General features: G+C 66.2%; 11 protein-coding genes. 7 read left to right on the plus strand and 4 right to left on the minus strand.

The features are described from left to right. Positions 1-103: 103 nt before the first annotated feature. The 3 genes from ACZ60G_RS20865 to ACZ60G_RS20875 all read left to right on the plus strand — a co-directional run bounded on the left by ACZ60G_RS20865 (position 104) and on the right by ACZ60G_RS20875 (position 2,062). Complete coding sequence (locus tag ACZ60G_RS20865) at positions 104-985, plus strand: LysR family transcriptional regulator (protein WP_465811691.1); 882 nt, start codon at positions 104-106, stop codon at positions 983-985. Between the two features lie 150 nt (positions 986-1,135). Beyond that, a complete protein-coding gene (gene dmpI / locus ACZ60G_RS20870; RefSeq protein ID WP_040689632.1) occupies positions 1,136-1,321 on the plus strand; it encodes a 4-oxalocrotonate tautomerase DmpI in 186 nt (61 codons plus the stop codon). Positions 1,322-1,363: 42 nt separating this feature from the next. Beyond that, the gene (locus ACZ60G_RS20875) at positions 1,364-2,062 is read left to right on the plus strand and encodes a YoaK family protein (protein WP_465811692.1); all 699 of its coding nucleotides are present in this window, start codon (positions 1,364-1,366) and stop codon (positions 2,060-2,062) included. A gap of 45 nt (positions 2,063-2,107) precedes the next feature. Here the strand turns inward: ACZ60G_RS20875 and ACZ60G_RS20880 are convergent, their stop codons facing one another. The 4 genes from ACZ60G_RS20880 to ACZ60G_RS20895 all read right to left on the minus strand — a co-directional run bounded on the left by ACZ60G_RS20880 (position 2,108) and on the right by ACZ60G_RS20895 (position 6,735). Beyond that, positions 2,108-2,785: a tetratricopeptide repeat protein gene (locus ACZ60G_RS20880; RefSeq protein ID WP_465811869.1), complete on the minus strand. Its 678-nt coding sequence runs from the start codon at positions 2,783-2,785 to the stop codon at positions 2,108-2,110. Continuing rightward, positions 2,667-4,406, minus strand: coding sequence for an ATP-binding protein (locus tag ACZ60G_RS20885; protein ID WP_465811693.1), 1,740 nt, complete (start codon positions 4,404-4,406; stop codon positions 2,667-2,669). The genes ACZ60G_RS20880 and ACZ60G_RS20885 overlap by 119 nt, the downstream gene beginning before the upstream one ends. Before the next feature lie 46 nt (positions 4,407-4,452). After that, on the minus strand, positions 4,453-5,775 hold the full coding sequence (locus ACZ60G_RS20890) for a family 1 glycosylhydrolase (RefSeq protein WP_465811694.1): 1,323 nt from the start codon (positions 5,773-5,775) through the stop codon (positions 4,453-4,455). A 177-nt stretch (positions 5,776-5,952) separates the two neighbouring features. Continuing rightward, positions 5,953-6,735 carry an IclR family transcriptional regulator gene (locus ACZ60G_RS20895; protein ID WP_465811695.1) on the minus strand — a complete coding sequence of 261 codons (783 nt, stop codon included), beginning with the start codon at positions 6,733-6,735 and terminating at the stop codon, positions 5,953-5,955. Between the two features lie 86 nt (positions 6,736-6,821). On the opposite strand from ACZ60G_RS20895, the gene hutH reads away from it, so the two are divergent. From hutH to ACZ60G_RS20915, 4 genes are all read left to right on the plus strand, one after another. After that, a complete protein-coding gene (gene hutH, locus ACZ60G_RS20900; protein WP_465811696.1) occupies positions 6,822-8,378 on the plus strand; it encodes a histidine ammonia-lyase in 1,557 nt (518 codons plus the stop codon). Positions 8,379-8,518: 140 nt separating this feature from the next. Next, positions 8,519-10,171, plus strand: coding sequence for a urocanate hydratase (gene hutU, locus ACZ60G_RS20905; protein ID WP_465811697.1), 1,653 nt, complete (start codon positions 8,519-8,521; stop codon positions 10,169-10,171). Beyond that, the gene (locus ACZ60G_RS20910; RefSeq protein WP_465811698.1) at positions 10,168-11,367 is read left to right on the plus strand and encodes an allantoate amidohydrolase; all 1,200 of its coding nucleotides are present in this window, start codon (positions 10,168-10,170) and stop codon (positions 11,365-11,367) included. Before hutU ends, ACZ60G_RS20910 begins: the two co-directional genes overlap by 4 nt. 73 nt (positions 11,368-11,440) lie before the next feature. Further along, positions 11,441-12,745 (plus strand): formimidoylglutamate deiminase, encoded by a 1,305-nt coding sequence (locus tag ACZ60G_RS20915; protein ID WP_465811699.1) that lies wholly within the window; start codon positions 11,441-11,443, stop codon positions 12,743-12,745. The last annotated feature ends 7 nt before the right edge of the window (positions 12,746-12,752 follow it).

A 12,752-nucleotide genomic window follows, 5' to 3' on the forward strand; every position in this document is an offset into this window, starting at 1 on the left:
CGATCGGCGGGCGCTCGCACCGAGCGCCCGCCGATTTTGTTCGTCGGTCCGAAGTTGCTGGTTTCATGGATCGACAAGAACCGCTACCCCGAGGAGCCGTGCCATGGAGCTGCGCCAGTTGCGCTATTTCGTCACCGTGGCCGAGGAACTGCACTTCGGGCGCGCGGCCGAGCGACTGCATATCGCGCAGCCAGCGGTGAGTCAGCAGGTGCAGCGGCTCGAGCGGGAATTGAAGGTCCAGCTGCTGGATCGGTCGCCGCGGCGGGTGCGGCTGACGGAGGCCGGGCAGCGGTTTCTGCCCGCGGCGCGCGGTGTGCTGATCGCGGCCGATCAGGCGCGGGCATCGGTGGCCGATCTGGCCGGTGTGCGGACCGAGGTCTTCCGGCTCGGCACGGTCACCGGACTCGGCGCGCGGCTGGACGCCATCCTGGATGCATTTGCCGGGTGTCTTCCGCAGGTGCGGATCGAGTTGGTCACGCTGCCGGTGCGCGAGCGGTTGGCGCAGGTGGCCGACGGACGATTGGACGCGGCTTTCGTGCGTGCGCCCGCCGCCGACGACACTCCAGAGCTGGAGTATCTGCGCGCCTGGGACGACCCGCTCGTCGCGGTGCTCCCGGCCCGGCATCCGCTGGCCGCACACGAGACGGTGCGATTGGCCGATCTGGCCTCGGTGCCACTGCGGATGACCGAGCGGCGCAATCATCCGGCGCTGGTGGATCTGGTGCTGATGTCTTGTCAGCGTGCGGGTTTCGAGCCGGTTCCGGCCCCGACCGCCACCACGCTGCAGGACAATTTGGCCGCGATCGGCACCGCTGCCGCGATGTGGACGGTGATCTACGCGGCCAATGCCGACCAGGTGCACAATCCGCGAGTGGCTTTCCGTCCGTTCGCCGACGGCGGCCTGAGCCTGCCGATTGCCGTAGCCCTGCGAGCCGGGACCGATTCGCCGAGCTCGAAGCTATTGCGCGATCTACTGGCGAAGTGAGCCGCCAACGATAAGCATTCGTTATCGCTGCGCGAACGAACTGGCCCTTGGTCGATGATCTTCGGTCGGGTGAACTGATAACAGGCCGCAGAACAAGCCGGAATCCACCGGATGTGGTCTGCCCCAACCCTTTCATTCAGGAGATCAGTCATGCCCATCGTCACCGTCCAGCAGGGTCCGCGCACCGTCGAACTCAAGCGGGATCTGGTCCGCCGGATCACCGACGCCTTCGTAGACGCTTACCAGATCCCGGCCGAAACCGTACAGGTGTGGATCCACGAGACCCCCGCCGACAGCTGGGGCGCGGCCGGACAGCTGACCGCCGACAAGAAATAGCCGACCGCAGGATGCCGAAGCCCGACCGATACCGTCGCGGTCATGCCGATCAAGCATGACTTGCGACGGCTACCGGTCGGGCCGGTGGTCCTGGTGTTGCTATCCGCGGGTGCGGGCGCCACGGACGCCCTGGTCTTCACCGAACTCGGCAAGGTATTCGCCAGCATCCTGACCGGCAATCTGGTGCTGCTCGGCACCGCCGTCGGGTTACCCAGCATCGAACTGACACCGCCGCTCACTGTGCTCGCTGCTTATCTCGCAGGTGTCGTGGCGGCCGCGCGCTGGTGTCGCGCGATACCGGCAGGGATACAGCGCACCGCACGCATCCGTCACTGCCTCGTGGGTGAGGCGGCGTTGGTGGTCGTCGTTGCCGCTATCGCTGTCGCGGCCGATGCGATCGGTGCTATTCGCATTGTTCTGCTAGCCGCGGCGGCCCTGGCCATGGGCGTTCAGTCGGCCGCGGTACTGGTCATCGATCGCGGATCACCGACCACCTACATGACGAGCACATTCACCGGCCTGGTCAGCGACCTCGCCGCGAGCCACCGTGCCGACCGACTTGCCGTTGCCCGAATCGCCGCTGTCGTCCTCGGTGCCGCTGCCGCTGCCGCACTCTATTCCGCAAGCGCCCATTGGGGTTTCGTCATCCCGGCCGCCCTGATCGCATCGGCGGCTAGCCTCGCATGCACCCGCTGGTGGCGTGATGCCGCGCTACCCGCCCGATCGACGTCGGACGAATAGCTACGCTGTCACGTCGGTCGCGGAATTCCGCGCGGGCAGACTGAATCAGTCGGTCGGATTCGGCTCGGGTGAATCCGGATCAAGGTGCTGCTGGAGGAACAAGATTTGCTGTTGTAGATGAAAGATTCGGCTCCGTGTGGTCCTGGTGTCCGGATGATCCGAACCGAGGATGCGCTCTTGGTCGGCGAGAAGTTGCTCGTTCTCGGCGATGGCGTGGCGCAAGTACGGGCCGTTGCGCATGGCCGCGATGGTGTTTCGGGTGGTGAGCGTATCGATGTGGTCTGCGCCCAAAATGCGTTCACGATCGATGACCACCTGCTCGAGCTCGGCGATGGCACGGTCGGGGTCACCGGACTCGCCATGCAAATGAGCGATGTTGTGACGGGTCTGCAGGGTGTCGGGGTGGTCTGGGCCGAGCGCGCGCAGGCGGTCCGCCAGCAGGCGTTCGAGTTCTGCTATCGCCCGAGGAATGTCACCGGTTTCGCCATGCAAGTAAGCGATGCTGTGGCGGGTGTTCAGAGTGTCGGGGTGGTCCGGGCCCAATACTGCGGACTGATCGGCGAGAATCCGTTCGTATTCGGTGGCGGCTCTGGCCGGTTCGTCGCTATCGCCATGCCAGTAGGCGAGACTGTAGCGGGTGGCGAGGGTGTCCTGATGGTTGGCACCGAGGATTCGTAGTTGATCGGTGAGTAGCTGTTCCAGTTCGGTGATGGCACGCGCGATGGCACGCGCGGCGGTGTCGTCGAGACCGACCATGCTCGAGTCGGGCGGCGCCGCGGTGACCAGCGGCAATCTCCTCGTCGGTGATGCTGGAATGAACCTCGATGAGCAGCCGGGCCAGCAACCACCCGCCCGCGAGTGTGCGCGAATGACCGATGATGGGGTTTTCTGCGGAAAAGCTGGTGGGCGTTTCCGCGAGCAACGCATCGATCCAGCGTACCCACAACTGTGGGTCGGCCGATTCGAGCTGGTGCCGAGTCGATTCGAACACCATGGCGGCGATGTCCTCGGCACTCGGCGGCAGGAGTTCGATGCGGTGCAGGTGCGCGAGCTCCGGTAGTTCCGCGACGCCGGTGCCCGCACGCACGCCGAGAATCACTCGCACATGGGTGAATTCGTCGCCGCGTGTCAGCTCGTACACGTGGCGGACGAGCTGTTCCCGGGTTCCCGCCTCGGGTTGATCCATGCCGTCGAAGACGATGGTGATCCGGCGACCGGGCATACGGAGCCGGGCCAGTGGCCGCTGGATCTCGATATCGAACAGGTCGCGTTCGGGATCGTCGGACTCATCGACGGCACGGGCTGCATCGATGAAACCGGGAACCCGGCCGGATAGCTGCGCGGATAGTTCGCCGGTTACCGATTCGATCGAGCTGCCGACCGTGAGAAACACTGCCGCCGTGACATATTCTGGAGCAATTGGTAGCCCGTCGACCAGACTCGGTCGAACGAGCATGGCCATCAGCGTGGACTTCCCGGACCCCGCCGGGCCGACGACCGCGCGCAGGCGGCGACCCCCGGTTTCGACGATCTCGGCGAGACGCTCACGAATGACATCGGTGAGCAAAAGTTCACGGGTGAGCTGGTCGACGAATCCAGCTGCGGGACGGCCGGTTACGGCGTCGCGCCGCCGCGCGGCATTAGGCACCAACCAGAGTCCGGGATCACCACCGGCGCTCGTCGACAACGCGCCGGACGTGAACGAAAGATGCTGCGGCTGTTGGCGTTTACACCCGGTGCCGATGGGCTCGACCAGATCGGATGGCAGTAGGTTCTCACCACGCAGCGGCAGTCCACAGGCGAAGGTGTCGACCATGGTCCGGGTGAAGCAGCCCGCATAGGCGGGATCCTCGCCGGAGGCGACGAGGAGTTCCATCCGCCCGAACGAGCCGGTGAGCATATCGGTCCAGCGGCGTGCCGCACCCTGTACGCCCTGCGCGGCCTCACACGCATCGATGAGCACGATCAGACCGTCGAGCGTGGATCGGTTGAGACTTTCCCGAATGCCCTGTGTCAGGTGGAAGGCGGTGCGGGAGCGAGGGAACTCCGGTGAGTCGTGCGCGAGTAGGAAGAAGTCCTCACCAGCGGTTGCCACGCCGTGCCCGATGAAGCTGATCAACAGTGTCGCCCGTTGCTCCGAAGCGGCGGCGAAAGCGTCGTCGATGGCGGCGTTCAACTCGTCGGCAGTCGGGTCGAGCACCGGTCCATGGTGCGCCGTGGCCGGTCGCCAGCCGCCAGCGGCGGTGAGATTCGCGTAGAGCTCGCCGGCCAACTCGCCCGGAAATCCGAGTCGAGGCAGTGCGGCACACTCGGACCCCACCACCAGCGCCAACCTACCGCCCATAGACGAAACATAGCGGAGCCGGGAGGATCCGTCGGCGGATACTCGGCTAGGGAACGGCGACGGTTTCGTCGCAGCTGTCGGGTGGATCGACCAATCCGCATTCGGCTGGTGGTCGGGTCGGGTGGTAGCTGGTGGGGACGCCTCCGGATTGGATGATGCCGCGGTAGGCGTCGACTGCGTCGGTGGGTTTGCGGGTGAGCGAGGGGTCGGTGTGGACGTCGACGGTGTAGAGGCCGAATCGTGGTGTGTAGCTGCCCCATTCGTAGTTGTCGGTAAGGCTCCAGTAGTTGTAGCCGACGACATTCATGCCGTCGGCCTTGGCGCGCTGGAGCCAGTAGACGGTGTCGCGGAGGTGGTCGGAGCGGGTGTAGCCGTCGGCGCGCGGTTTACCGTCCTCGGTGGGCATGCCGTTCTCCACGACATACAGTGGGCGGTCGGGAAACAACTGCGCGTAATGGCGCAGCGCGTAGTAGATGCCCTCGGTGTGAATCGGGAGTTCCCAGATCGCCGGACCCTCGTTCGAGCCACCCTGGACCGCTTTGTTCGTTTCCGGCAGGGGCGCGAAATAGTAATCGACGCCGATGAAATCGAGCTTATCGGCGATCCGGTCCACAAGCGGCTGATTCACCTCGGTCTCGGCGCCTGCGACATAGCCGAGATTGCTGGTGACCTGCGCGTCGGGCAGGTTCTGATGGATGGTGTCGTAGATCGCGTTGTGCGCCTGGGCGATTCGGTCCAGCATCGCGGGCGCCTCGTCCGGGGTGATGGCGCCGATGCGCAGTTCGGTGCCGATGTAGGCGGCGGGTTCGTTGAAGGTGACCCACAGTGGGTTGCGAGAGGCATAGCGGTTCACCACCTTTCGCATATTGGCCAGCCAATCCTCGACCATGCCCGGATTGCGCCAGCCGCCGCGATCGGCGGCCCAGCCGGGATACACCCAATGATCCAGGGTGAGCATCGGCCGCATACCGGCGGCGAGGATGCGCGTGATCACGTTGTCGTAGAAGCCGAATGCCGCCTCGTTCCAGGTATCGGGTTGCGGCTGTACCCGCGCCCATTCGATCCCGATTCGATACACCCGGACCCCGAGATGTGCGGCCAGGTTGATATCGGAGATGTAGCGCTTGTAGAAGTCGACCGAATTCTCGTAGTCGTCCCCGGCATTGCCGGTTTCGATATAGCGGGTCCAATTGCTGTCCGGCGCACGGCCTTCGGATTGGAAGCCCGATGATGCGACGCCCCAGAGGAATTCCCGGCCGAACGGTGCGATGGTGGCCTGTGCGGTCGGCATGGTGAGGCTCGGCAGCAGCAGCGCGCTCGCGATGATCGCGAGCCCGGCGAGGGCGCGGCGGCGCATCGGTGTTCGCATCGTGCTCCTGTCCCCATCCGGCACTGTTGGTCGTGCGCCACCTGGCGGGACCATGCCCCGATCGGTGATCCATCAGCGTAACTATCAGATTGCTGACATCTGGATAGGCGATCGGTGTGTCGTGATAAACGGTCAGAAGAACTGGGGATTCGTCGAGATTGCTATCTATTCGCGTAGTCAGCTCACCCGTCCGCCGATGCGGCGGGTCAGATCGTCAGCGGTGGACCGCACCTGGGCGGCGAGACCGGACCAATCGGCGGCACAGGGGATCTGCTCGCAGTGGTGCCGCAGCGTCACGCTGATCGCCGCGATCGGCCGATGGTCGTGATCGAACGCCGGATAGGCGACCGAGGCGAATCCGGCGGTGACATGTCCGTCCTCACTCGCCCAGCCGCGCAGACGCTCGGCGGCCAGGATGGTGCGCAGCGCCGCGAGGCTGGTCGGCCCGCGATCGGTGCGGCGTACGAAGGCTGCCGCCGACGGGAACAGCGCACGCACATGGGCGGCGGGTAGGTGCGCCAGGATCGCCCGCCCCGATGCGGTCAGCTGTGCGGGCAGGCGGACGCCGACATCGGTCACCAGCGTTTCAGGGCGTGCCGGGCGTTCTTTGATCAGATACAGCAGTTCATTGCCGTGCAGGACCCCGAGGTGCGCGTTGTGCCCGACCCGTCCGGCCAACTCGCGCAGCAACGGTCCGGCCACCCGCTCCAGCGGATCGTGGCGCAGATAGGCCGAACCCAGCTCGAAGGCGGCGATACCGAGGCCGTAGCGCCGTTCGGCGGGTAGCCGGGTGACGAAGCGGGCCTGCTCCAACTCGGCGAGCAGGTGATAGGTGGTCGAGCGGGGGATGTCGAGTTCGCGCGCGATCGTGGATGCGGAGACCGGTCCGGCCCGGGTAGCCATCAGCCGCAGCACGGCCAGGCCGCGCCGCAGCGCCGGGATGTCGCTGCTCGTTCCCATACCACTTCCTTGGATTGTCTCGGATACCAGACAGAACCTGGCCCAGCCTCATTCTCCACCCGCCCCTGTGGCGGTGGAATGGGCCTATGCCGGAAACCACGCAGTTACCTCCCGTGGAGCTGGACGGGCCGCTGACCGTCGAACGCATCGTCGCCGTTGCCCGCGACGGCGCGGAAGTTCGATTCAGCGAGGCCGCCGAGAAGCGGCTGACCGACGCGCGCCAGCATGTCGATGCGCTGGCGGCGGGCACGGTCCCGACCTACGGCGTCTCCACCGGCTTCGGCGCACTGGCCACCCGGCACATTCCGCCGGAGAGCCGGGCCGCGCTGCAGCGGTCGCTGATCCGCTCGCATGCCGCGGGAGCGGGTGCCGCGGTCGAGACCGAGGTGGTGCGCGCCATGATGCTGCTGCGGCTGCGCACGCTGGCCACCGGACATACCGGTGCGCGACCGGAGACGGCGCTCACCCTGGCTGCCTTGATCAATGCGGGCATAACGCCGGTGGTACACGAGTTCGGATCGCTCGGCTGCTCCGGCGATCTCGCGCCATTGGCCGCGGTCGCGTTGGCGCTGATGGGAGAGGGGGAGGTCACGGACTCCGCTGGAAAGGTGGTTATGGCGGCACAAGCCCTGCACGCCAAGGGAATCAAGCCGGTGACCCTCGCCGAGAAGGAAGGCCTCGCGCTCACCAACGGCACCGACGGCATGCTCGGCATGCTGGCGCTCGCGATCAATGACCTTCACCGATTGCTCGACGTCGCCGATATCACCGCCGCCATGAGCGTGGAGGCACTGCTCGGCACCGACCGGGTCTTCGCCGATGATCTACAGGCGCTGCGACCGCATCCGGGCCAAGCCCTCTCGGCACGGCGCATGGCGGACGCACTCGCGGGATCGGAAATCGTTGCCAGCCACCGGGGTCCGGACTGCAACCGGGTGCAGGACGCGTATTCGTTGCGTTGCGCACCGCAGGTGCACGGCGCCGCCCGCGACACCCTCACGCACGCCGAACTGGTCGCCGAGCGCGAAATGGCCTCGGCGATCGACAATCCCGTCGTGCTCGCCGATGGCAGACTGGAATCCAACGGCAACTTCCACGGTGCTCCGGTGGCGTATGTCCTGGACTTCCTGGCGATCCCGGTCGCCGATGTCGCGAGCATGGCCGAGCGGCGCACCGACCGGATGCTGGATGTCGCACGCTCGCACGGTCTTCCGGCCTTCCTTGCGGCCGATCCTGGGGTCGATTCCGGTCACATGATCGCGCAGTACACCCAGGCGGGAATCGTCAGCGAGCTGAAGCGCCTCGCGATGCCCGCGTCGGTGGATTCGATTCCGAGCAGCGCGATGCAGGAAGACCATGTGTCGATGGGCTGGTCGGCCGCGCGCAAACTGCGCAAAGCGGTCGACGGTCTGGCTACCGTGCTTGCCATCGAATATCTCACGGCTGCAAGGGCATTGGACCTGCGAGTGCCGCTGCGTCCTGGCCCGGCAACAGCCGCGGCCCTCGCTCTGCTTCGCACGAAGGTCGACGGCCCGGGACCGGACCGGCACCTCGCCCCGGAAATCGCTGCCGCAACCGAACTAATCCGCACCGGCGAACTGCTGGCCGCGGTCACACCCCACCTCGGCACCTCAGGAAAGTGAGCTCCCTTGACAACACCCGAAGCAATCCGCTTCCCGCACAGCGAATCGGGCTCGCCCACGTGGGCATACGAGGTCACCGGTAGCTATGCGACACCGACCTGCGGGTTGGACGGGAAATTCGTTGATATGGAGGCAATCCGATGACACGGACAGTGCGCGCGGCACGTGGCACGCAACTGACGGCCAAGAACTGGCAGACCGAGGGCGCGCTCCGGATGCTGCAAAACAATCTCGATCCCGAGGTTGCGGAGCGCCCGCAGGACCTGGTCGTGTACGGCGGTACCGGTAAGGCGGCGCGGAACTGGGCAAGCTTCGATGCGATCACTCGCACGCTCACCACACTCGAGGCCGATGAGACCCTGCTGGTGCAGTCGGGTAAGCCCGTCGGCGTATTCCGCACACACGAATGGGCGCCGCGGGTGTTGATCGCCAACTCGAATCTGGTGGGGGACTGGGCGACCTGGCCCGAGTTCCGCAGACTGGAATCGCTAGGCCTCACCATGTACGGGCAGATGACCGCGGGTTCGTGGATCTACATCGGCACCCAGGGCATTCTGCAGGGCACCTACGAGACCTTCGCCGCCGTGGCGGATAAGCGTTTCGGCGGCACGCTTGCCGGAACCCTCACACTCACAGCGGGATTGGGTGGCATGGGCGGCGCGCAGCCGCTGGCCGTCACCATGAACGGCGGTGTCGCCCTGGTCGTCGAATGCGATCCGGCGCGTGCCGAGCGGCGGGTGCACGACCGCTATCTCGACGAGATCGCCACCGATTTCGATGATGCGGTGCGTCGGGTCTCGAAAGCGCGCACGGAGCGAAAGGCATTGTCGGTCGGTCTGATCGGCAACGCCTGCGAGGTGCTGCCGAGGCTGTTGGCGGCAGGAGTAGAGATCGATATCGTTACCGACCAGACTTCGGCGCACGACCCGCTCGCGTACCTGCCGCGTGGTGTCGCACTCGAAGACTGGGCAGATTACGCCGCGAAGAAGCCCGACGAATTCACCGACCGCTCCCGCGAATCCATGGCCGAACACGTCGATGCGATGCTCGGTTTCCTCGATCGCGGTGCCGAGGTCTTCGACTACGGCAATTCGCTGCGTGGCGAGGCGAAACTCGGTGGCTGCGAACGGGCCTTCGACTTCCCGGGATTCGTGCCCGCCTACATCCGGCCGCTGTTCTGTGAGGGCAAGGGGCCGTTCCGTTGGGCCGCGCTCTCCGGTGATCCGGCGGATATCGCCGCGACCGATCGCGCCATGCTGGAACTGTTCCCGGAGAACGAATCGCTGCGCCGCTGGATCGCCATGGCCGGGGAACGCGTTGCCTACCAAGGGCTTCCGGCCCGCATCTGCTGGCTCGGCTACGGTGAACGGCATCTGGCCGGACTCCGCTTCAACGAGATGGTCGCCAACGGCGAGTTGCAGGCACCGGTGGTGATCGGCCGTGACCACCTCGACTCCGGCAGTGTCGCCTCGCCGTATCGCGAAACCGAGGCCATGGCCGATGGATCCGATGCCATTGCCGACTGGCCACTGCTCAACGCACTGGTCAACACCGCTTCGGGCGCGAGTTGGGTGTCGATCCACCACGGTGGTGGCGTCGGCATGGGCCGGTCCATCCACGCCGGACAGGTCTGTGTCGCCGACGGAACGGCGCTGGCCGGACAGAAGATCGAGCGCGTGCTCACCAATGACCCCGGTATGGGCGTCATTCGGCATGTTGATGCCGGGTACGAGCGGGCCGGCGCGGTTGCCGAGGAGCGCGGCGTGCGAATCCCGATGCAGGAGAACAAGTGACAGCGAACGGACTGCTCGCCGAAATTGCCGATGTGGGCCGGGATACGCGGCGCGGCGGATACTCCCGGCACGCCTTCGACCGTGCCGAACTGGAATTGCGTGACTGGTTCATCGAGCAGGCGGCCCGGCGCGGTCTGGATGTGACGACCGACCGCAACGGGAACATCTGGGCGTGGTGGGGCAGGCCCGGTTCCGGTGCGGTGGTCACCGGGAGTCATCTGGACTCGGTGCCCGGCGGCGGCGCGTTCGACGGCCCGCTCGGGGTGACGAGCGCACTCGCCGCCGTGGATATCTTGCGCGCCAAGGGTTTCACTCCCGCGAAGCCGCTTGCGCTATTGGTGTTCGCGGAGGAGGAGGGCGGACGTTTCGGGGTGCCGTGTCTGGGATCCAGGCTGCTCACCGGTGCCATCGACGCCGACCGCGCTCGCGGACTGCGCGACGCCGCCGGGATCACCTTCGCCGAGGCCGCGGCCAAAGCGGGCCAGGACCCGGAGCGCTTCGACGCTGATCCCGAAGCGCTCGCCAGTATCGGCTGCTTCGTCGAATTGCATGTCGAACAGGGACGCGGGCTGATCGACCTGGACAGCGCGGTCGCCACCGGCAGCAGCATCATCGCGCACGGCCGCTACCGGTTCTCCTTCATCGGACAGGGCAACCACGCGGGCGCGACCCGCATGCCCGACCGCCACGATCCGATGCTGCCCGCGGCCGCCGTGATCGCGGCTGCCCGCCGGGTAGCCGCGGCCACCGACGATGCCAGAGCCACCATCGGCAAGCTGATACCCACACCGGGCGGCACGAATGTCATTGCCTCGACGGTGGATCTGTGGCTGGATGCGCGCGTCGCCGGAGATGGACGCACCGCCGCATTGGTGGAAGATATCGCCGGATTCGCGCGTGAGGCCGCGGCCGCCGAGGGCTGCGAGGTCACCGTGACCGAGGAATCCTATTCGGACGATGTCGTTTTCGACGAGACTCTGCGGAGCCGAATGGACGCGGTACTCGGCGGCGTGCCTGCCCTACCGACCGGCGCGGGGCACGACGCGGGCATTTTGGCCGCGCACGTGCCGTCCGGCATGCTCTATGTCCGCAATCCGACCGGTATCAGCCATGCGCCGCAGGAGTATTCGGAACCCGCGGACGTGGACTTCGGTGCCGAGAGCCTGGCTCGTGTGCTCGAGGACTTGGCGAAATGAGCGCTGAGCGCTGGACACAGGTGCAGGTGTCGGATCGGCGTGACCGGAATCCGATGTGCGGGAGTTCGGTCGAATGAGCGTCTATTGGGCCGAATATGCCTGGCTACCGGACGGATTGGCCGAACGGGTGACGATCGATGTCGCCGGATCGACGATCCGATCGGTAGCCCGAGGAACCGAGTCCAACGGAAACGTGCTGCGCGGCTTGACCATTCCTGGTTTCGCGAACGCGCACTCACATGCCTTCCATCGTGCCTTGCGCGGGCGTACCCACCATGACCAGGGCTCGTTCTGGACGTGGCGGGAACGGATGTACGCGGTTGCAGATCGACTGGATCCCGACTCCTATTACCGGCTCGCGCGCGGGGTGTACGCGGAGATGGTGCTCGCCGGATACACCAGCGTCGGCGAGTTCCACTATCTGCATCACGCCCCCGGCGGCGTGGCGTATACCGATCCGAATGCGATGAGTGCGGCCCTGGCCGCGGCGGCGCAGGAGGCCGGAATTCGGCTTACTCTGCTCGATACCTGTTATCTCAGTGGCGGATTCGGTCGACAGCCGGACGAACACCAGCTTCGCTTCAGTGACGGTGATGCGGAGGCTTGGGCCGAGCGTGCCGCCGCGTTCAAACCGGAGTCGGAACTGGTGCGCACCGGTGTGGCCGCACATTCGGTGCGCGCGGTGCCTCCGCGAGCACTGGCCGTGGTCGCCCGACAGGCCGGCGGTCGGCCGGTGCACGTCCACCTGTCCGAGCAACCCGCCGAGAATCGTGATTGCCTTGCTGCACACGGGCTTACGCCGACCGCGCTGTTGGCGGACAACGGGTTGCTCGGGCCGGATACGGTGGCCGTGCATGCCACACATATGAGCACCGCCGATATCCAGATGCTGGCCGCGGCAAAGTCGCGGGCATGCTTCTGCCCGACCACCGAACGCGATCTCGGCGACGGCATCGGTCCCGCCCGCGAACTTCTCGACGCCGGAGTCCGGCTGTGCCTCGGCACCGACAGTCACGCGGTCGTGGACGGCTTCGAGGAGTGGCGTGCGCTGGAGTTGAACGAACGTCTCGCCTCCCACACGCGCGGACGATTCGAGATCGCGGAGTTGTTCGGTGCGGCGACAGATCACGCATCTATCGGCTGGCCAGAGGCAGGCCGCATCGAAGCGGGCGCGGCGGCCGATCTGGTCACCGTCGATCTCGACTCGATCCGGACCGCGGGCACCGAACCAGCGGCCGCACTGTTCGCCGCTTCGGCCACCGATATCCGCGAGGTGCTGATCGCCGGGCGGCAGGTGGTCTCCGAAGGCCGCCATGCGCTGATGGAAAGCCCCGAAAACCTTTTACGAGAAGAGATTCGGGCCTTGTGCTCACCCTGATCGCACG

This window comes from Nocardia sp. NPDC102475, from assembly GCF_055584605.1.